This window comes from Fibrobacter sp. UWR3, from assembly GCF_900143055.1.
Lineage (GTDB): Bacteria > Fibrobacterota > Fibrobacteria > Fibrobacterales > Fibrobacteraceae > Fibrobacter.
Map to the genome: position 1 here is coordinate 371,138 of NZ_FRCW01000003.1, position 21,708 is coordinate 392,845.

Sequence of the window (21,708 nt, forward strand, 5' to 3'; positions counted from 1 at the left end):
CTAGAAATTGACCGTAACTTCGGCGGTGATAAGGTTCTTGTCGATAGAAAGTTCTTTCTTCTCGAATTCGCCAACGGCATTGATCGTCTGGTAGTCGACGCTGTTCTTGAGCATGCCGTAACGGACGGTAATGTAGGATTCGGGAGCGATGCGGACCTTGGGGCCCGCGAGCAGGAGCATCTCGTCGACAGCCTGCACGAAGGACATCCCGACCGGAAGGCCGGTCACGCCGACGCCGAACCCGTCGCCTTCGAACTTCTTGTTAAGCATCTGCACGCCTGCCTGCAAGGCAACCGGGCCCCAGATATCGGCGGTAAGGCCGGCAACGATTCTCTGGGCGGAGCGCTTGAAGTAGGAATCCTCGGTAGTCTTCTCGAAGGAGCCCTGAACCTCGAGCTTGCGGGCGAGCGAAGGAACGAGACGGCCCACGTTCACGCCGAGGCCTGCGCCGATGGTCGTGAACTTGTTGTCGCCTTCCACTTCGCTGTACTGCGAGAAGCGGCCGTTCAGAGTGATGGCGTCGTTCCAGTCGGCATCGAGAGATACCGCGAAGCCCTTGCGGTTAGGAGTTGCACGGCCAAGCGGCATCGCGAGATTCACGGACGGGTCCATCATGAGGAGAGCCTGGGCCACTTCCATCTTCTTCATGGTGTTCGCGTCGTAACCGTTGCGGTAGAAGTGCGCGAGCTTGAAGTTGTTGTAGAGGCGCCAGTACATGTTTTCCGAAACGGAGTTGCCCGAAAGCACGGTAGCCGTTCCCGAACTCATGAGGGTCGAAGCCGTCAGGAGGTCGGTATTGTAGACCATGAAGTAGAGGTTCTCGAGGTTACCCGAGGCGAAGCTCGATACGAGAGCCTGGTCGACATCGCCGTACAGCGCGTTTGCATTGAAGATTACGCCGTTGTTCGTGTAGTTGGGCGTGGAGGCGAGTTCGGACCAGAACTTTTCGTCGTTCTGGAGGTAAGAGGCATTCAGGTTGAAGCCGATGCCGGAGAAGTCACCCTTCGCGAAGAGTTCTGCGTAGAAGGCGGAACCCTTCTCGTCCATGACATCAACCGTACCGCGCTCGTTGTTGATCGCATCCACGATCGTCGCCACGTAGATGACGGAGTCCATCAGGTCGCCGTACGGAGCTTCCGTAATCTTGGTGCCGAACTTGGGGCTCGGCGACATGGTCTCGGCATCGATATCCCACCAGGACATTGCGTATTCGCCGTTAATCCCGAAGGTAATCGGCAGAGACGCAAGCATCTTCTTGGAATCGAAGCCCAGCTGGAACGAAAGCACGTGGTTGTCGTCGTACATGATCGTATCGTTCAGTTCCATTTCGCGGGAACGCGTGGAAAGACGGCGGTCAAACACGCTCACGTAGTTCGCACCGACATTCGCGCCGAACAGTTCAACACCACCACGGAGACCGTAGGCATAGCGGTCAGACCAGTCGAAGTCGAAAAACACCTGGTCGTTCTTCTTTGCGGTGTTGCGCATACGGGAACCGGTCACCTGCGCGTAGATGTTGTCGATGGAACCCACGGCACCGCTATGGTAGGCGGCGTTCAGGCCCTGCATCAGGCGGCGAGACGTAGTATCGAGGTTACGTGCCGCAAGAGCCTCCACGCGGTTCTGCGCGAAGATTTCGGGTTCCTGGAGGATTTCCATCTGCGGGGTGAAGATGGTGAGCGGGGAGTACGCAACACGCATGTAACCCAAGTTGAAATCCACGTGGTTGTTCAGGATATTGCCATCGTAGCTGAACCAGTGGCCAATCGCGGGGTTGTTGTTTTCGTCAACGCCGCTCTGCCAATCCTTGTGCAGGCGGAGCTGCACGTCGAGGCGGGTCTCGGAAGAAGGCTGGGCGAGGAACCTGAGGTTCACGTCGGTATAGCCCTGGTTTTCCTGAGTCGCGGACTGGTCGAGGAACTGGTCAGAAGAAGCCATGGAAGTGAGAGCCCCCGCCTTGGCGGTTCCGCCCAAGCGGAGTCCGAGAATGGACTGGTTCAGAGAATCCAGCTTCTGCAAGAGGGACGTCTGCTTTTCGGCAACCGCGGCATCGCCTTCAGCGAATGCGGCGACCGCAGAGAACATCAAGGCAGATGCAAAAATGATCGAGGTCTTTTTAGTATTCATCATTTTTCATTCCTCCCATTAAAATTCCACGTTAATGGAGGCTTCAACAATAGTTTGTGAGAACTTGCTGGTGAACTCGGTCGGCCAACCGGCATCCCCCTTCACGTTCTCCGCATAAACAGGCAGGTTCACAGCAGCATCCGGGTCACCGAGGGCGGTATTGTAGGTATTCTCAACCGTAACCATACCGAAATTCAGGGAGAGCCAAGCGTTCTTGTCGAGCGTGTAGTCGAGACCGACCATCCACTGCATCTGCTTGCCCTTGACCATCGGGGCCGTCATAGCGATAGGAGCGTATTCAACCTGGGACTGTTTCTGCTGGCCATCGTTCAGTTCCATGTTGATCATCTGGAAGCCGGCGGTAATGCCCAGGCGCGGCAGGTACTGCACGTAGATGCCGGCGTTGATGAAGTCCGTCTTCATTTCGGCAGTGCCGTCAAGCACGGCGGGCGTAATGCCATCGGCGGAGAGGTCCATGCGGCCGACCGTCGGGTCGAAATCCATCGTACGTTCGGTATGCTTGAAGGAGCCCGAGATTTCGAGCGGCTTCGAGAAACCGAGAACCTTGAACACGTCCACCTTCAGGCCGCCACCGTATTCCGTATAAGAAACATCGGTAAACCCGAAGAGCGGGGACACCTGCGTGTAGATGCCGAACAGGCCCTGGGCTTCGAGCCAGTCACCTGCGTTGGCAATCACGGTTGCACGGCCACCTTCACGGTTGGCGGTCGCCTTGCCGTTCGGGAGCACCATCTGGATTGCAGGGTCGGCCATCGCATTCAGGAGGGCGATCTGGGCCTTCGAGTAAACGTTACCCGTCCAGGAGTTCTTGTTGTACGGGGCGATGTTGTAGCTGTCGGACTGGCCCTTGTTCTTGAACGCGTTGTCGTCCGTCTTGAGGGAACGGGCAACCGGGGAGAACTTCGGCGCAAAGTTGTAGAGAGCGTCGAACGTGGTGTAGAGCGGGGAGTTCACGCTGTACTTCACAGTCTCGCCGTCGTAGTCGGAATTCTGCACGCGCTGCGCGAAGAACTTGGGCGACTGGGCAAGGTTGTTGAACCAGAGGCTGTCGTTGAACACCACATCGCCCACCAGGCGCACGCCCCAGGAGTCGGTCTTGTAACCGGCATTGAGGGTGGCGTTGAGGGCCACGCCGCTCTTGGTTTCCTTCTCGGAAACATTCTTGACTACCGCATTGCCCGTCTCGTCAACCACGATGTATTCGAGAACGCCGTCAGCGTCCATGTCAATTCCGAGAGCCGCCGGATCGTCGGCCGTCGTGTAGACAAAGCTCAGTTCTCTCTTGTAGTTGTCGTCCATCGACATGGCGAATTCTGCCGTAGCATCCAAGATGAGGTTCTTGTTGTTCATCATGCCGGCAACGTCGCCACCCACGCGGCCCGCGAGGATAAGCGTCTTCTGCGGGTCAAGCTCGAACGGGTTGATATCAGAGATAAGGAGATCCTTCGTCGGGTCGGTCGTAAGCTGGCCGTCCTGGTCGGGGTCGAAGTAGCGGTAGGTGTACGTGTAGGAATCCTCGTTGTCGAAGATGTACATCATGGTACCGCCCAAGTAGGCGTTCTTCTTCAGCGGGAGGAGTTCCAGGTTACCTGCCAAGAGGAACTTGTCGGTGTTGGCGGCCTGCGTAGCACCCGGCACCGAGTCGTTCGGGAGGATGTTGCCTTCCGCACCGGAGAGGTCGAGCATCTGCGCACGGTTCACGCGGGCGAAGAGGCCTTCCACACGCACCTGGCCGAAGATATCGTTCAGGTCGGCGCGGAACTGCAGGTTCACACCCTGGAGGTTACGCTGGTTGCCCTCGAGCAGCTGCTGCTTTTCGGCCATGTGGCGCTTGCGGGCGAACACCTGGGGTTCGTACATGATGTCCACATCCGGGGCGAACAACGTAAGCGGAGAGTACTGCTGGCGGAAGTCACCCACAACCCAGTAGAAGTTGTTGCCAATCTGGCCTTCGACATTGAGCCAGGGCACCTCGATAATCTTTGCCGCAGAAGCGAAGTAGTCCTGCATGCCCGCGTAAAGGCGCAGCATCGCATTCGCACGGACGCTTTCCCAGGGGCGGAAGCCGAAGTTGAAGTCGGCGTTCACGAACTCGTCCCTTTCGGTATCGGGCATGATGTTCTTGCCGTACGTATCCTGGTCGGTATTGAAGTAAGATGCCTGCGCGACACCGCGAACGGCACCGGTCACTTCGAGCCCGCGATGGGCATTGGCGGAATCCACCTTGCTTGCGAGCATTTCCTGGTTGTCGGCCACGGATGCGGCAGCGACTCCGGTCGAAAGCGCAAGGGCTGTCAAAGTTCTAGTAATCATTTTTGAAGCACTTTTATTGAAATTCATACTCTTATCGCGCCTCCATTAGAACCATACTTTAGTTTCGGCGGTAATGTAATGACCGGTCCAGTCATTATCAGGTTCCGTCTCGTCGGAGTGTGTAGCCCACTTGTAACGGAAGTGGATACCGGCACGATCAGCAAAGTTCCAGTCGAAACCGAGACCGAGGGCCGTTTCGAGGTAGTTAATCGGGGCCTTGCGGAAGTACATCGTAGAGACGTCGTTGAAGTAGGGCTTCGTCTTCGCGATGGTGTTCGTCGCGTAGTCGATGATGTAGCCGTATTCAGAACGGAACGTTTCGAGGCCGAGGATACCCACGAGGTGGAAGGTCGGCGTGAGGGCGATAGCCGGTTCAAGCTGGCCGTAGAAGCTCCACAGGAGCATGTCGCTCTGGGATTCGCTGTAGGCAAGCGGGGCAATCGTCTTCGAGACACCGGAGATGGAGGCGTAGCCGCTCATCACGATGTTCTTTTCGGTACCGAACCAGTGGCCGATATCGTAACCGCCCGCGAGGGAGAGGTAGCTGGACCACTTGGTGTGGCTCGGGATAACCGTATCCTGGATCTGCTTCGCGTCTTCGTAGGCGACGAAGGTTTCCCACATTTCCCAGGTACCGCCACGGAGGCCACCCTGCTGACGGGTCATCTTGACGCCGACACCCGGAGTGAGCACACCGGCACGTTCGATATAGCCGTTGGCGCGGGCGCCCGCGTTACCGGAGTCCGCCCAGAAGAGCGGCTTGTGCTTGGTCCAGGAGTTCGTGGATTCCCAGAGGTTACGGCCGTTCAGGCGGTAGTTGAAGAGGAGCACGTCGTCGCCGTCTTCGATCTGGCTGTGCAGGCCGTACTGGATGTCCAGGTGACCGCGGTTGAATTCGGGTTCGATCTTCAGGTTGATACCCGCCATGTTAGGAGCATAGCGCATAGAACCGGAGTTGAGGGCGAATTCATCCTTGCGCCAGGCGAGGAAGCGGGAGGGGTTGCTCATGGAGAACGGAGAGTAGAAGTCCTTCGGGAGGAAGATGGCCTCGAGGGTCATCGGCCAGCCTTCGAGGTACTTGCTCTGGGCCTTCACGTACACACCGACCTGCGGGGTGCTCCATTCGGTATCGTAGGAGCCCTTCTCGTAGCCGGAAATATCCTTTGCGCCGGTAGCCTTGTAGAACTTGAGCGAGTCGGTCATGCTCAAGGCCACATCGGCCATCAAGTAGAACTTCGGAGTGATGTTGCCCTTGAAGTCAATGGAGGCAACGTGCGTATTCATAACGTACGGGTCAACGCTCAGGGCGTTGTACTGGCCGTAGAATTCAGGCTCGTAGATAACGGCCTCGTCGAACACGACGCCCATGTAGTTGAGGCCGACCGAGAGGTTGTCCGCAATCTTGTTCTTGGCGAGGCGGCCATGGTACACGGCACCGCGCAGGTCGTAGTCACCGGACATTTCAAGTTCGCCCGGCTGGCCACCGTACATACGCAGACCGTCGCGGGTACCCACGTCCATGTCGGCAGGCTGCGACACCATCGCCTGGGCGGTCATGTCGAAGGGCAGCTGGTAGGCGCTCACGAACACGCCACCGAAGGAGCGGTTGGTCCAGAAGGCGCGGCCGCCTTCCTTCACCGGCTTGAAGACCTTTTCCTTGTAGTAGGTGCTCACAGTCTTTTCGTCTTCGAAGGTTTCGTACACCCAGGCGAAGCGCGGCATGGTTTCGCGTTCCCACATGGTAAGGGGAGAAGAGTTCGCCCAGATAACGCCACCCGCCGTAACGTAGGCGCCAAAGACGCCCGCGCGGATGTCGATACCGAAGTTCATTTCTTCATCGACAGTGGAGGAGTAGTAGTCGGTGGAGTGGTCGAACAGCACGCGCTCGTTAGAGGTGGGCACGGCGGTCGGCTGGGAACCCAGGTTGTTGCTGAACAGGCCCGAGAGGTCGAACGGGAAGGTGAAGTTCGTCCAGAGGGTCATGTAGGAGTTCGGCATGGCGACGACGTTCGCCTTGAAGATAGCGTCGACAGCGAGGCGCGCCTTGTCGGAGGCAAGGAGGGCCGGAGCATCGGGATAGCTGAAGTTCTTGAGGCGGAAGGCCATGAAGCCCGAAACCGCGAGGGGCGCGTCATCCTTGCCCATCATGGTGGATTCGAGGTTCTCGGCGATGCCATCCAGGTTGTTCTCGATGGTGTTCATCTGCTCGTCGGCAGAAAGCGTCGCCGGAGCGCCGACCACGGGAGAAGGACCGGCCACCGGAGCGGCAGATGCAAATTCCTTCTTGGGGGCTTCCTCGGGTGCCGGTTCGGCTGCAGCAGTCTCTTCGGCAGCGGGTTCCTCGGCGGCGGCCTCCTCTACAGGGGCCTCCTCGGCGGGAGCGGCTTCTTCGGCAGGGGCAGATTCCTCAGCGGCGGCTTCCTCTACAGGAGCGGCCTCTTCGGCAGGGGCGGATTCTTCCACGGCCTCAGTTTCAGGTGCGCTTGCCTCGGGGGATTCCTCCTCCTGGGCAAAGGCAAGGGAAGTGCAAAGCAAAGTCGTAAAGAGTAACGGTAATTTGCGCATGGGGACCTCTTAAATTGCGTTGCGGAACGGGTAGTTGGACGGGCCTTCGTAGGCCTTGCCCTGCTTCTTGATTACGATATCGTCAATCCAGACCTTGAAGGCCTCGTTCTCGTCCTTGCGGACTTCAAGACGGAAACCCTTGAAGTTCGACCAGGCGAACGGGAGCATGACTTCACGCGTGTTCTTCGCATCCCAGTACACACCCGTCATGCCGAACAGCTTGAGCGGGATGCTGAAATGCTTCCATTCCGTGGTAATTTCACCAAGGCTCTTGGAGCGGAGCTTCACCTGCAGGGATTCGCCGTTGCTCTTCACGCCGTCATCGACGAGCACGAACAGTGCGTTTTCGCCACCCTTGTCGCCCTTGATCCAGAACTCGAGGACACCTTCTTCCAGGTACGGGGTCAGGTCCACGGAACCGGCGATACAGATGGCCACGCCGGAGTAGTCGCTCGCGATAAGCTCGATTTCCATGGAAAGAGCGCCTTCCATGGCGTACTTGTCGGTGAGAATCGGTTCGGGGTTCTCGCGCGGGTACTGGTAGGTGTATCCACCGCCGCGGGGAATGGCTTCGCGCATAACGACGCTTACCACGTCCTTGTCCGGACGGAAGGGTTTGGCCTCGCGCGTGACGAAGCGGGAATTGTCCCTATCCCTGTAATCGCTGAAAGAAGCAAAGGAGAAAGACGCAAGAAGGAGTGAGCCCACGGCACACTTCCAGATGATGGTCTGCAGATGTGATTTCATAAGATACAAGATCTCCAAATTCAATGGCAACAATATAACTTGTTTTTAGGGGGTTGTTTTTCGAAAAAAAACAAAATGGGTTTACAGATGTACCCAAACGGGGCAAAATGTACCCAAAATCGCTAATTTTCGCATTTTTGACGAAAATCACACGTTTACCCAAGTAACCGAATTATTAAAAAAAAAGCAATCTTCGGCCATAAATATGTCTAAATTATCCATGTAAACAGCAACCGGAAGGTTTCCCATGAAGTTTTTCAAGTTTCTAGCCCCCATTACCGCAGCGTTCCTCCTGGCCAGCTGTTCTTCCGGCGACAGCGGATTGAACAAGGCCGACGAAGACGGCAACGGAAGCGGGCTCAACCGCACGAAGGTCGACTACTCCAAGGGCCGCGCCATGAACCAGAGGCTCGGGCGCGGCATCAACATGGGCAACTCGTGGGAATCCACGGGTACCGGAGCAAACGCCGACTGCGGGTGGGGCAACTGCCTCAAGGACGAGGACCTCCAGATAGTGAAGGCCGCCGGATTCAACTCCGTGCGCATTCCCGTACGCTGGGAAAGCGACGTCGACATCGCGAACACCATCGACCCGCAGCGCCTCGCCGGAGTCAAGGAAGACATCCAGCTTGCGAACAGCCTCGGCATGCCCGTTATCGTCAACTTCCACCACCACCAGGACATGAACAACGCCGCGGCAAACGTCGAGAACGACCCGGAATCGTTCCAGGCGGAACTGCAGAAGTTCGTCACCATGTGGACGCAGGTGGCGGCAGCCCTGAACAGCATCCCGGACGACATGATTGTGTTCGAAATCATGAACGAACCGCACGATATCAAGAAGAGCTCCACGGTGAACGAAATCATGACGGCATCCTACAACGCCATCCGCGCGGTGGCCCCGACAAAGACCATCATGTTCGAGGGGAACGGCTACTCCAAGTTCGCCGAAATCAAGAAACTCGACCTTCCCAAGGACGACGGCAACATCATCGTGAGCGGGCACTACTACGAGCCCTACGGATACACGCACCAGGGCACCGCTACCATGTACCCCTGCGGAACGGGAATTACCGGATCGGACCTGAGCAAGATTGCGAAAGACTTCAAGGCATACGTGGATAGCGCCATCGCGTACTTCCCCGACGTGGACGGAGTGCACGGGGTTCCCATGAACCTGGGCGAGTTCGGCGCCATCGGCCGTACCGGGTCGAAATGCGCAACCGAAGCGCCGAGCGAAGCCTCCCGCGCGCAGTGGGCCGACTACGTCATCAGGGCAGCCGAGAAATACGGCATCAGCTGGCACTACTGGGCCTACGGAAAGACGAGCGGGTTCCAGGCATACGACCAGGATGCAGGCGACTGGTTCCCCGAGATGAAAAAGGTCTTTGACGCCTATACCGTAAAGGCCTTCCCGGCAATCTAGTTTTAATTTGTTCTAGAATCTATTGCAAAGATTTCTTGTAAAAAAAAGTTGCAAACCATCGAATGGTTACGGCCGGACGAGAGAACCGCCCCAGTGCTCATCGAAAAAGGCTTGGAACAGAGGTTCCGGGCCTTTTTTCAATTCCTCGATTATCTCGGCCACAGGACGACCGCTACGGTAGAGTTCGCGATAGGCGCGGGAAAGCGCTTCAACGCGGGCCTCGGGGAACAAATCGGGATGCAGGCGGAGCGCATGCAGGTTGAGCCCGCCGTAGCGGATGGGGTTCCCGCACGCCTTGGTGCAGGGAGGAACATCGCGGTCCACCTTGTGCGTGCCGCCCACGAACGCGTAGGCGCCCACCTGGTTACGCTGTTGGATCCCTGTAACGCCCCCGAGGGTCGCGTACTCGCCGATGCGCACGTGGCCGCCTATCTGGCAGCCGTTCGCGATGACGACACCTTCGCGGATATCGCAATCGTGGGCGATGTGCGAATACGCCATAATCAATACCTTGTCCGCAATACGCGTGCAGCCGCCACCCTGAGCCGTGCCGCGGTTGACCGTCACGTATTCGCGCAGCGTACAGCCTTCGCCGATGCTCACGCGAGTCGGTTCGCCCGCATATTTCAAATCCTGCGGGGGAGCGCCGAGGATAGCCCCGTCAAACACGTGCGTATCCTTTCCGATGGAGACGCCTCCATACACATGCACGCGGGATTCCAGGACAACGCCCTCCCCTATTTCCACGCCGGAATCCACGATGCACCACGGGCCGATGACGGCTGTTTCGTGGACTTTTGCCTGCGGGCTCACAAATGCGGACGGGTGAATCATGGACTACAATTTAGTAATTAGTTGTTAGTCATTAGTTGTTAGTTATTAGCAAAAAAAATCATCTAGGTACTATTATAAGAACCAATGACCAATGACTAGTGACTAATGACCACATTCTTTTTCTAACTTTGTCCATATGGGCGGTATCATTGTCGCATGTCTCACGGCACTTTACGTGCTGCTGTTCCTATTCTTCATAATAGGTGTTACCCGTACACACCGTTACAGGGGGCCAAAGGCGACCCCGAGCGTTTCGGTGGTTGTCCCGATGCGTAACGAGGAAGAGTTTGCCGAGCGTACACTGGAAGCCCTCGCCGCGCAGGACTACGTAGGCGAATGGGAAGTCATCTGCGTGGACGACCGCTCGACGGACCGTACCCGCGAGATTCTCGAGAAGTTCGCCGCGACGCACCCGAAGTTCCGCGTGCTCAGCCTTTCGCCCGACCTGCCCGTAATCGCAAGCCCCAAGAAGCGCGCCCTCGAGAGCGCGTTCAAAATTGCAAAATACGATGTGCTATTGACGATTGACGCCGACTGCATACCGCGCAAGAGCTGGATTACCTCGATGGCGGGCCGGTTCACGGACGGGATATGCATTGTGCAGGGGCCAAAGCAGAACAGCGGGAACCATTCCCTGTTGCACCTGTACCAGAAACTGGAGACGCTCGGGTACACCGCGATGGAAGCGGCCGGGTTCAGCATGGGGCACCCGATTATCGCCTCGGCCACGTGCCTTGCCTACAAGAAGGAGCTGTTCTTCGCGGCAGGAGGGTTCGGCGAGCTCATCAACCTTTCGAGCGGCGACGACGACATGCTCATCCACAAGATGATGAAGGTCCCGGGCACCAAGGTCTGCTACAACCTCGACAAGGATGCCGTCATAGAGACCGCACCGGTCAACACGTGGAAGCAACTATTCAACCAGCGCGCCCGCTGGAGCAGCAACGGCACGAACTACGAGAGCAAGGCGTACGTTCTGCTGCTCACGCTCATCTACACTTACTACATCTGGATGTTCATCAGCCCCTGGTGCGTGGCTTTCCTGGATTGTCCGTGGCAGTGGTGCGCGTTCAGCATCGCACCGAAAATCGTCGTGGATTTCGTGTTCCTGATGACCGCCTCGTGGAAGTTGCATACCAAGCGGCGCATGATCGCGTTTATCCCGACCGAGTTCATCCAGATTCCGCTGATCGTGTTCGCCGTGCCGGCAGGTATCGCCGGAATGTTCCGGTGGAAATAGCGGAGGCTAGATAACGCCACGCGCCCAGGCGATTGCCTCTTCGGCGCTCGTAATCTTCCCGTCGAGTTGCAGTTCAAAACTCGCCTTGATAATCTCGCCCAGCTGCTTGCCGGGTTTTAGCCCCAAATCCAGGAGCATCTTGCCCGTAAGGAAGGGCTGTGGGGCCGATTCGAGCAGTCCGTATTTGGCGGCGGAATCCCACAGGGCAGCCGCAAAATCCGTGTTTTGCAGGGTTGCAAAATCCGAGTTCTGCGCAGTTGCGAAATTTGAGTTCTGCGTGGTTGCAAAATCCGTGCCACCGGTACTTTCGCAGGCGTAAAACCCGCGCGGGGCGCACTTTACCAGCAGGCAGAGCAGCTTGAGGCCGCCGAGTTTCACGGCGAGGCGGCGAAGTGCGGGGGCATCGTGCACGATAGCCGGGTCAAGCGTGCAGAACGTTTCCAGGAGCGGCGGCACGACCTTCAGCAGGTGAACCTCGTTCGTGATGCGTTCCAGGAACTTGAGTGAAGTCCCTGCACTGCCGGCCAGGAGCGCGGCAAACGCGAATTCCATTTTCTGGGCATCGGTAAGCGGTGCTAAGCCACCCTCATTCGAGTCCCGCAGTTCCGCCATCTTGTCGAGAATGCCGCCCAAAGCCTCCCAGGAGCCCTCGAACGGGCGGATTTCGGGGAAATACTCATTGAGCCTTATGTCCAGGAAGGCGCGGAGCCCGAGCGAGGGCCTGCCCGGTTTGAGGAGCCACTTCTTGAATTCCTCGAACAGGCGTTCCACGCTCAGGTCGTCGAGCGAGAGCGTGCGGCAGAGTTCAACAGTCTCGGGCGCGAGCGTGCACTCGAAGCGGCTCGCGAACTGCACCCCGCGCAATATGCGCAGGGAATCTTCCGCAAATGCCGGGCCCACATGGCGCAGCGTATGCGTTTTCAGGTCGCCGATGCCGTCATACGGGTCGCAGAGCGTGAGTTCGGGCAATTCCATGCCCATCGCGTTGATGGTGAAGTCGCGCCGGAGGGCGGCCTCCCTGAAACTGAGTTTCTCGTCTGTATGCACCACGAATCCGCGGTGCCCGTAACCCACCTTGCTCTCGGTGCGCGGAAAAGAGAAGTCGAGCGACAGCCCCTTCATGGCGAGGTGAATCACCCCGAACGCTTTCCCGACCAAATTGGTGCGGCCATACTTCGAAAGAATCGGCACCAGAGCGTCCTGCGCCATGTCGTAGACCTCGATATCGTAGTCCCTGCAGGCCTTGCCCAGGAGGGCATCGCGGACCCAACCGCCTACCAGGAAGGCACGGCCACCCGCGTCGCGGATATCGCCCGCGATTTTCAATAAACGGTTCGGCAGTTCCGGCTCGAACCACTCCCCCGCTAGCGTCTGGATGCGTGCCATCTACGGGACCGCCTTACTGGAAACTGCCCGCATCGGCAGCGGACGTGTCCGCAGTAGAATCCACCGCCTTGTAGCGGTCGTATATGCTCACCGTCTCCTGGCCCGAGGAATCCTTCAGCGCCTCCGAAACGGAAATGTTATCCCTCGCAGAATCGGCAGAAGCGCTGTCCGCCTGCCCACTCGCCGCATAGCGTTCGTAAATGCCCTGCCTTGTCTGCGCATCGGCACCGCGCTTCTTCGCTTCTTCCTCGCGGCAGACCCGCAATTCTTCTTCAATATAAGCGCGCTGGTCGGGGGAATACGTCTGCGTATCGAGCCTGTACTGGATTTCGGAACACACGAGCCCCTGACGCTCGCCCGCGCAGGCATACAGGCACAATGCGACAAGAGCCATCCCGCAAACTACAGACAAATTAAATGCAACCGACTTCATACATTCTCCGTCAGCGAATCACGAGGAACTTTCCCCGCTCCTTTTTCGACGAGGTCCTGACCACGTAGTAGTACACGCCGGGGGCGACATACCTGCCGTTTTTCCCCTGCCCGGTCCACTCGATCTTCCCGCCGGCGACCTCGTCACCGACAAAGGAGCGAATCAGCGAGCCGCCCCGGTTATAGATATCCACGCGAGCATTCTCGGCAATATTGTCAATGGTCAGGAACACGTGCTGCCCCGGGCGGAACGGGACCGGGTAAGCCTTCACCTTGGCCACTGCGGAATCCGTCATGAACGTCGTTGTTTCGCGCAAGTCGTTACGCCTATAGCGGGTAATTCCGTTCTCGTGACCGAACCATGCCATTCCCAGGCCCTTGTCTATAGCCACGTCGAGAATCCCGTCCGAAAGGAGGCCGTTCTTTGTCGTGTAGTGAGTTACGGACAAAGTATCAAAAGATTTACCCTTACGCTCTAGGCGGTACGCACCTTGGTTGGTGGAGCCTACCCAGACATTCCCATGCGGGTCAACGTCTATGGCGGAATACTCCGCGCCCGACAGCCCGTTCGTAGAGCTGGGCTTGCGTATCGTATCCTGGTCAAGTTCCATGTAGCCGATATCCGTCGTCGAAACCATCCAGAGCACGTTGTTCTTTTCGTCCAACGCAAAATCGACCGGAGTCCTCTGCTCGATATTCTGAATCGTCTTGAGCGTGGCCCCGACAATGCGCCCGCCGTTCATCGACGGCGAGGGGAAGCGGATTACATCGAGCGCGCCGGTAGAGAACGCGTCGAAGGATTCACGTGCCGACACGTACACTACCCAGTCCGAACCTTCCTGCCTTGCCACGAGCGGCCCGACATGGTGCGAGCTGCCTATCCCGGTAGCGCAACTGACATCGCCTTCCTTGGTCACGTAGATAAGGCTGTACGTGCCATCGCGCCTTGCCGTCGCCGAAAGAAACCCGGACTTGTCCGGAGCAACGGCAGTCCCGACCGCAACCGTGTAGTTCTCGACATACTGGTCCATGCACGTCTCTTTCCAGGGAGCAAGGAAGTAATAAGGGAGACGGCCCAGTTCCTTAAGAATCATCATCCCCTGCCCCCAGGCATGGTACATCATCAGGTCCGCGTCCAAGATGGAGAGCGCCTTCATGCGGTAGCTGAATGCCTCGGAATGGTTCCCGAACCCGCTAAAGAGGAGCATCGCGTCGGTCCAGAAAGTTCCCTCGCTTATGGCGCCAAAACCCTCGGGAGTAACGGCATACACGCCACCGCCAGGAATCGCCTGGATTTCGTAAACAGTCCCGAGCTTATAGAGCGAATAGTTCGTGACATCTTCCAGCGCTCCGTTTTCGTACCGGAGTATGATATCGGAACCGACCAGGTACGTGAAATTCGCTCCCTCGAGAATCCAGTTGATGCGGCTTTCCCCGGACTTGAACAGGAGCGTATCCGTTAGCGACACTCCCCCGACAATCACGTGCTTCGAATCCCTCGCAAACACATCGGATTCGACATGCACCCAGGTGGACGGATCCACCAGGCGGAAATCCCGAGAGAGGTCACTCCAGTCCATCTTGCGGGCGTATATCCCGTGTATGGTCTGGATGAACAGGGAATCGTTACGGCCCGCAATATCCTGCGGCGGGTAAATAGAGAGGGAAACATCGCCCACGCGGTCGACCAGGAGGAGCGACGAGCCGGATTCCGTATCGAAAAAGGCGAGCCCGTCCTCGAACAGTATCGCGATGTACTTGTTTGCAGAAAAGACCTTGCCGGGAACGACGCGGGCCTTGCGCGAAAGGTAGGAACGGTTGACGACTTTCCAGCGTTCGCCCTCGTAACGCGCGACAAGCCCGTATTCCGAAACGGCAAACAGGCTACCCTTCACGTTGGCCACTGCAGAAAAGGCCGATGTTTCCAGCCCCTTCTCGGAAGTATAGAGCACATCGACTTGCGGGCCCTTGAGACGCATGCCGCCATCGGTAGCGAGCATCAGGTCGTCGCCGATGCGGACCACATGCCTAATGGGGAAAGGCTCCGAAAAGCCCTGCCATTCCTCGTTGGCAAAAACGGGAAACAGGCACCCGAAAAGGGCAAGGATTGCAAGGAAATTCTTCACAGTACAAAATTACGAATTTATCGCAGGCAAGAAAAGCGATAGACTCGGTTTATTCCGCAATTTTTGTCAAGATGTCGTTTTCCGTGTAGAATCTGCGGAGCTTGGTAAACGCGTAGAGGCGCCTTTTGCGGATGGCGTTTTCGGACAGGCCCAGGATGCAGCTCAGTTCGTGAATCGAAAATCCGCCGAGGTAGCGCATCTCCAGAATCATCCGCTCGAGCGGGCCCAGCAACCCGAGCGTCTTGTAGAGGAACATGCGCTGCTCCACCGTCGCCGGTCGAGAATAAAACGCGGCGTCCTCCTCGCTGAACGGCATGTATTCCGGAGAATCCTCGAGTACCGCCGACATGGTCCTTGTGCGGTAGTGCTCCCACGCCACGTCCAGATGCGAATTCTTCAGGACGGTGATAATCCAGGGCATAACGTCTTCCCGTTCCAGGAGTCGCCCCAGATTTTCGCAAAACTTGAGCGCCACCGTCTGGAAAAGGTCCCTCGCCTCCTCCGCGGTAGCGCATTTTTGCTCACATAAAGTGTAGATTTCTTCCGAATGCCGGTTCCAGAGCTTTTCTGCCGTTTCGCGAAATTCTATTTTTTCCTGTAAGTGATTAACCATATGACCAAACCCATAACTGAAAGCAGCAAATTTATGAATATCGATACTTTTTTCAAGGCAAAAAAAAATTATGCATCAATCCGTTGCTTTTTTGCCATCATTTTCGGGGTTTTGTCAACAGCTGTTACCAAAACGCAGGCTCAAGAGTTCAACATGAACGCGATGGAGCCCCCGGAAGCGTCGATGGCGTTCTCCGCGGGCAAACTTTCTGACAAGTCAGAAGTCACCGTCGACATCGTAGTTCCCGACAACTGGCACGTAAACGCGAACGTCGCGGCCGACGAATTCCTGAAGCCCTCGTCCATCGAGATTGCTGCACGCGGGATTGAATTCGGCGAGCCCAAGTGGCCCGAGCCCATCAAGGAATACAACGAGGTTCTTGAATTCGAGAACCTCGTGTTCAAGGGACACTTCCAGATAAAGATTCCCGTGAAGGCGGTAGCCGACGGCTACGACACCCTCACCACGAACGCCACGTTCCATTACCAGGCATGCGACAACTCCATCTGCCTTGCGCCCGCGAGCGTGGACATCCGCATCGGAAGGAACGCAGGCAGTTTAAAAAAAAACGATAAAGGGAACGGGGCGGGATTAAACGGTTCCGCGGGGGACGCGCAGGGATTAAACAACGCCGCGGGTAACGACGGCTCTGCGGGTCAGGGCGGCCTTGCGGGCAAGGAAGGTGCCGCCGCCGTGGCGCTCCTGCTGTTCTTCGCGTTCATTGGCGGTATAATCCTGAACCTCATGCCGTGCGTACTGCCGGTGCTCTCGCTCAAACTGTTCAGCCTCATAAAGCAGGCAGGGCAGTCCCGAAGCAGGCTCGTCGCCCTCGGGATTTCGACGACCGCAGGCATCCTCGCGAGCTTCTGGGCGCTCGCCGGAATCGTAGCCGCCATCAAGGCCGGCGGCGGCGCCGCGGGCTGGGGAATGCAGTTCCAGAGCGCAGGGTTTATCGCCTTCATGGTCGTCATCCTCACCGCATTCGCGATGAGCTTCTTCGGGGTGTTCGAAGTCTGGCTCCCGGGTAGCGCCACAACGCGCATGGATGCCGCAGGCCACAAGGTCGGGCTTGTCGGCGCGTTCTTTACCGGAGCGCTACTCGTGCTGCTGAGCACGCCGTGCTCGGCACCCTTCCTCGGGACAGCGATGGGGTTTGCGTTTACCGCATCGACACCCGTACTCTTCTTGTTCTTTACTGCCGCAGGGCTCGGGCTTGCGCTCCCCTACCTGCTGGTGTGCGCCTTCCCCGCCGTGCTGAAGGTCTTCCCGAAACCGGGCAAGTGGATGGTTATACTCCAGAAGGCGATGGGCGTGCTGCTGCTCGCGACTGTCGCTTGGCTCCTGTGGATTGTGAACCAGCAGACAGGCAACACGGGTGTAGTACTATTCCTGGGCATTGTCCTCGTGAGCGGAGTATTCAGTTTCATCATCGGGAAGTTCGCTCCGCCGGGTGTTGCGTTCTGGCGCGAAGCGGTCTTGTTTGCTGCGGCGGCCATCGCCCTTGCCACAGGCTGGTTCGCCTTCGCCGCACCGCAATACGAAAAAGTCCTGAGCGACCGCTTCAATGCCCGCATGGCACAGCAGGTTCTCGAAGACGGGTGGTACCGCTACTCCCCGCAGCTCGTCGCCGAATTTGCGAAGGCCGGAAGGACCATCTTCATAGATGCGACTGCCGACTGGTGCCTTACCTGCAAGGCGAACGAGGCCGCAGTACTCAGCGACCCGGCGCTGTTGCAGAAGCTGGACAGCGCGGGAGTCGTGCGCATGAAGGCCGACTGGACCCGCGAAACACCCGAAGTGAACGAACTGCTCTACAGCATGGGAAAGTCGGGCGTGCCCGCCTACGCGATTTACCCGAAAGGTGACAAGGGCAAGCAGGTCGTGCTGCCGGAACTCCTGACCAGCGGGCTAATTCTGGAAGCAATTCCGTAGCGGCCGCGCATTTAAAACACGCGCATTTCAAGTCCGCGCAGGTTTAATGCCCGCGGGCTTTACTTTTTGAGAACCTTCGCGCCGTTCAACTTGTAGCGCTTTTCGCCGTCACGGACAATCACGCTGTTGCGCTCCCTCTGAACATTGGGGGCGTTTTGTTTTTGAATGTTTCGCGGCTGTAGGGCGCGCGGAATTGCGGACGATGTTACACTTTCATCAAAATAGACCTTGCCCAGATAAGCGGCAGGCTGTTCTTCGCCGCAAGACCCCATGCCGGATACTTCACGATTGGCGAATTCAACATTGCCGATTTTCAAGTACACCTGATAACTCCCTTTACCCTTGAGGTTTAATTTGGTTGAAATTTCAATTTCATTGTTTCCGTCAAACGTCATCACGGTATCACCGCCCGCAATAGAGATGGTGCGGCTATGGATGTTGCGGGAATCAACGTCCGGCAGCTCATAATAAGTCGGCATCGGGCACATGGCCAAATTGCTCCCTTCCAAATCCTCTAAAACGGCGAGCCTTACCGGAGCGTTCCACGTCAGGTTTCCAAAACCCACGTTCTGGATGCGCAGTTTCGCACGCAAAATTCCGTCGGCGCCTACCGTATCGCTCAGCCACGATTCGCGCAGCACAAAGCGGTAACCCAGGTGGTCGTTGATGTACTTGAAACCCGAAAGCGAATCGACTCGCGCCGGGTCATAGTCGAAATCCTTCTGCTTGAAGGGCGTCTTTTTCCAGCTGTCAATCAGGTTGTTGTTCCACTGGATGTTCAGGTAACTCGTATGCGTGCGGAAACCCTCGTACGCAAGAAACTCCGGCGTATTGATGACCTGGTAGCCGCTCGCCGTTGTGAGAGCCTCGCCGCCGTAGGGCGTGTTGACGCTGTACTTCTCGAGCCAGGCCACGCCTTCTTCGCGACAGATAGAAGTCTTGCAGTCGGCGCCCCAGGTGCCGTAATCGTACTGCGTTCCCAAATAGCCGTCGTTGAACATTCCCACGCGATACATCGTATCACCCTTCGCCTTCGCAATCTCCGCAAACTTTTCGCCATCGATATGGAAGTCTACACCCCAGTTGTCAAAGCCCAAAACCTTCGCGGAGTAGTTTCCTGTGCGGGTCAGAATTTTCAATTCCGGTGGAGTGTTGCGCAGCATCAGGTTCACCGCTTCTGCAACGCGGTCGTAAGTGATACTCGTGTCGGAATGCATCTCGCCGTAGGCGCCGTGCATGCCCATCTCGAGCGCCACGACTACGTCGGTATTCTTCGAGAGCACAGGAGCGAGCTGTTCCACGTGCTTCAGTACCCACTCGTGAGCCGGAGTCACGTTGCTACGGCCATTGTACCACGGGTCGTAACAGATGCGCACGATTACGTGCCCGCCAAAGTCGCGAATGTTGTCAAAGGTCTGTTGCAAAACATTCAGGGCGTCCTCGGTCAAGTCCTGGCTCACGCCGCGCACCGTATCGCGCTTCCCGCCCGTCGTGTCAATCGAAAGCCACGCGTTGCTGCTGAATTCTGAAATCTCGGCACGCAAGTGCAACAGCTTGCCATACGGCTTTTCAATCGGCTTGCCGCCCGAAGGTTTTAAATGCAACACCTGCGGCGTATAGAACCCGCGGTCAAAATTTTCGAGCGTCGCCATCGCATCCGTCGTATCGATAGACTGCTTCACAAGGCCAGCCGCAAAGAGCGGTACCGTCGCAAACAAGAATATGCCGATCACGGCAATCTGCACGACATTCCGCGTAATCTCAGAAATCTTCTTCATCGACACCCCCTAATAAAAAAAACGGGCATGAGGCGAACTCATACCCGTAATATACCTCTTTTTTCTCTAAATAGAAGATGTCCGGTCAAGCCGGGCATGATAATCTTCTAAGTTCTACCCGTTAAATAGATCCTGCTCCTTCGAACCTAATTCAACTAACGCTCTAAAGAGCGAAGTTTCATATATCGATTCCGTGTTTCGCACTTCACTCAGGATGACACGGAACCTGCCCTGAGCATAGCGAATGGGTGTCACTTGTTATAAATCGCCTCAAGCGCGGCGGCCAGGTACGCCAGCGGCGCGTTCCAGTTGATAGCCACCTCGTTGGTCGCGTAGCTGCAGCGGTCATCGATGTAGGCAAGCGCAGGCTTGTCGGCGGCGGCATAGTTCGGGCACTTCCAGGGTTCCTTGCCATCCAGGTTAATGTCCTGCTTGCCCAGGTGCGGGCCACCCACGAGCATTCCCGGCACGGGGTCGTCCACAAAGTCCGATTCGCTCGGGCGGTGGTGCGGATTGCGCGGGCTCCTGTAGCCGAATCCTGTCACGTAGGTAATGTCCATCGGGTTCTTGCCCAGCAGGTAGTCAAGGCACTGCTGCGCGCCATCCAGGTAACTCTTGTCGCCCGTCAGCAGGTAGGCATGCACCAGCACCATGCCGTTGTTCGCCATCGCGCTATTGCTACCCCAGTTCCAGCTCCACGGGAAGGCGGGCAGGCGGTAGGCGCTCGTGTCGCCCACGGCACGCAGGTTGTTCGCCTCGTTCAACACGGTCTTCTTCGCGGCGGCAACCACGTCCTTGTCGAATACTGCGGAATCGAGCGCCACGCGGAACGCAGCAATCATGTTCATGTCGCCCCACCAGGCACCGTTCGCCGTAAACGCGTTGCCCTTCAGGTCCTTCAGGTAACCGGCGGCAGCCTTGTCGCCCTTCGCACCGGCAGCGGCCTTCGCGCGGTAGAGTTCGGCAGCGGCCCAGCGGAACTCGTCCTTGCCGTCCTCGTTACCGGGCGCATAGCTACCCGTGTTCACGTCGGAAGGCTGCTTGTAGAATGCCTTCGGGTTCTTCTTCGCCCAGGCGTACGCGCTTTCCGCCGCCTTGAGCATCTTGTCGGCATAGGCCTTGTCGAACTTGCGGTACACCACGCTCGCCTGCGCCATCACGCCCGCAAAGTCGAGCGACGCGGTCACGTTCTTGATAATCGCATAGCGCGGGGCAGTATCGTCTTCGGGCAGCACGCTCCCGCAGAACTTGAGCGTAGATACCTTGTGGTAAACGCCGCCGTCCTTGTCCTGCATGGTAAGCATCCAGTCCAGGTTGTAGCGCACCTCTTCCAGCAGCAGCGGGAGCTTGCCGAATTCCCGCGGGATATTCCAGGAGAGCGAATCCGCATACTTCGGGAAGTTTTCGTATATCTCGAGCAGGGTCCACACGGTAATGCCCGAGTTCACGATGTACTTGCCGTAGTCGCCAGCATCGTACCAGCCGCGTGCGGAATTGAATACGGCCGCCTTCGGGTTCTTCGCCACGTTCTTCGCGCCGGTCGCCTCGGCAAACGTCTTCGCCGTCGCCGCATCGCTCCCGTAAACAATCACCTTGTCATCCATGTGGCCCGCGGCGCGCGCCCACTTGCCCGCGTACTGCGGTTCGAGCGGCATGCTTGCACGCTGGTAGTAGAACCACTTGAGGGCGGCCTTCACGAGGTCGCCGTAAACATCCTTCCCCACCGCAATCGGGTTGCCCACGTAGGCGCCGGCACGGAACAGGCGGTAGGTTCCCGGAGTCTTGATAGCAGAGATATCGAAGGTCTGCACCTCCTCGCCGCTGTAGTCCCAGTCATAAACATCGGGAGCGTCGAGGGTCAGCACCGTCTTCCCGTTCATGTCGCGCACCTCGAGGCCGCTCGCGTCGTTACCCGGATACACGACCGTCTTCTCGGCTTCGGGGTAAAACCCGAGCTGGTTCACGAGAGGGCCCGCGAAGGCAGAAACCGCAGACAACGAAAGCGCGGCAACAGCGACCGCGCGCACACCAAATACATTCTTGTATACACTCATACCCAGAATATACCTAAAAATACCAGGCACCGGAACCGTTTCAAGGGCTTTTCCCGTTTTCAAGTGAAAACATCTCCCCAAACAAAAGAAACCCGGCTCAAGCGAGTCGGGTTT

The 21,708-nt window shown here is 57.4% G+C and carries 14 protein-coding genes; 3 read left to right on the top strand and 11 right to left on the bottom strand.

The genetic code is table 11. From position 1 onward, the window contains the following. The 4 genes from BUA44_RS05640 to BUA44_RS05655 are packed head-to-tail and all read right to left on the bottom strand — an operon-like array spanning position 1 to position 7,773. Positions 1-2,130: a hypothetical protein gene (locus BUA44_RS05640; protein ID WP_072809539.1), complete on the bottom strand. Its 2,130-nt coding sequence runs from the start codon at positions 2,128-2,130 to the stop codon at positions 1-3. Between the two features lie 15 nt (positions 2,131-2,145). Next, entirely contained in the window at positions 2,146-4,461 is a 2,316-nt protein-coding gene (locus tag BUA44_RS05645) for a hypothetical protein (protein ID WP_072809542.1), read from the bottom strand. Between the two features lie 45 nt (positions 4,462-4,506). After that, a complete protein-coding gene (locus tag BUA44_RS15620) occupies positions 4,507-7,026 on the bottom strand; it encodes a hypothetical protein (RefSeq protein ID WP_178348749.1) in 2,520 nt (839 codons plus the stop codon). A gap of 9 nt (positions 7,027-7,035) precedes the next feature. Further along, positions 7,036-7,773 carry a carbohydrate binding domain-containing protein gene (locus BUA44_RS05655; protein WP_072809673.1) on the bottom strand — a complete coding sequence of 246 codons (738 nt, stop codon included), beginning with the start codon at positions 7,771-7,773 and terminating at the stop codon, positions 7,036-7,038. Between the two features lie 247 nt (positions 7,774-8,020). Between BUA44_RS05655 and BUA44_RS05660 the strand changes: the two genes are divergently transcribed. After that, the gene (locus BUA44_RS05660) at positions 8,021-9,199 is read left to right on the top strand and encodes a glycoside hydrolase family 5 protein (protein ID WP_072809546.1); all 1,179 of its coding nucleotides are present in this window, start codon (positions 8,021-8,023) and stop codon (positions 9,197-9,199) included. A 66-nt stretch (positions 9,200-9,265) separates the two neighbouring features. Here BUA44_RS05660 and lpxA read toward each other — a convergent pair whose 3' ends face one another. Further along, positions 9,266-10,033 (bottom strand): acyl-ACP--UDP-N-acetylglucosamine O-acyltransferase, encoded by a 768-nt coding sequence (gene lpxA, locus BUA44_RS05665; protein ID WP_072809548.1) that lies wholly within the window; start codon positions 10,031-10,033, stop codon positions 9,266-9,268. A 136-nt stretch (positions 10,034-10,169) separates the two neighbouring features. On the opposite strand from lpxA, the gene BUA44_RS05670 reads away from it, so the two are divergent. Continuing rightward, positions 10,170-11,273, top strand: coding sequence for a glycosyltransferase (locus tag BUA44_RS05670; RefSeq protein ID WP_072809551.1), 1,104 nt, complete (start codon positions 10,170-10,172; stop codon positions 11,271-11,273). A gap of 6 nt (positions 11,274-11,279) precedes the next feature. On the opposite strand, the gene BUA44_RS05675 is transcribed toward BUA44_RS05670, so the two are convergent. The 4 genes from BUA44_RS05675 to BUA44_RS05690 are packed head-to-tail and all read right to left on the bottom strand — an operon-like array spanning position 11,280 to position 15,830. After that, positions 11,280-12,659: a CCA tRNA nucleotidyltransferase gene (locus BUA44_RS05675; RefSeq protein WP_072809553.1), complete on the bottom strand. Its 1,380-nt coding sequence runs from the start codon at positions 12,657-12,659 to the stop codon at positions 11,280-11,282. Positions 12,660-12,672: 13 nt separating this feature from the next. Continuing rightward, a complete protein-coding gene (locus BUA44_RS05680; protein ID WP_255370469.1) occupies positions 12,673-13,092 on the bottom strand; it encodes a hypothetical protein in 420 nt (139 codons plus the stop codon). 10 nt (positions 13,093-13,102) lie between these two features. After that, complete coding sequence (locus tag BUA44_RS05685) at positions 13,103-15,217, bottom strand: T9SS type B sorting domain-containing protein (protein WP_072809557.1); 2,115 nt, start codon at positions 15,215-15,217, stop codon at positions 13,103-13,105. A gap of 49 nt (positions 15,218-15,266) precedes the next feature. Continuing rightward, the gene (locus tag BUA44_RS05690) at positions 15,267-15,830 is read right to left on the bottom strand and encodes an RNA polymerase sigma factor (protein WP_072809559.1); all 564 of its coding nucleotides are present in this window, start codon (positions 15,828-15,830) and stop codon (positions 15,267-15,269) included. A 153-nt stretch (positions 15,831-15,983) separates the two neighbouring features. Between BUA44_RS05690 and BUA44_RS05695 the strand changes: the two genes are divergently transcribed. Further along, the gene (locus tag BUA44_RS05695; protein WP_072809675.1) at positions 15,984-17,762 is read left to right on the top strand and encodes a protein-disulfide reductase DsbD family protein; all 1,779 of its coding nucleotides are present in this window, start codon (positions 15,984-15,986) and stop codon (positions 17,760-17,762) included. 59 nt (positions 17,763-17,821) lie between these two features. On the opposite strand, the gene BUA44_RS05700 is transcribed toward BUA44_RS05695, so the two are convergent. Further along, positions 17,822-19,540 carry a DUF4832 domain-containing protein gene (locus BUA44_RS05700; protein ID WP_072809561.1) on the bottom strand — a complete coding sequence of 573 codons (1,719 nt, stop codon included), beginning with the start codon at positions 19,538-19,540 and terminating at the stop codon, positions 17,822-17,824. Positions 19,541-19,791: 251 nt separating this feature from the next. After that, a complete protein-coding gene (locus tag BUA44_RS05705) occupies positions 19,792-21,594 on the bottom strand; it encodes a glycoside hydrolase family 9 protein (RefSeq protein WP_255370470.1) in 1,803 nt (600 codons plus the stop codon). Between the last annotated feature and the right edge of the window lie 114 nt (positions 21,595-21,708).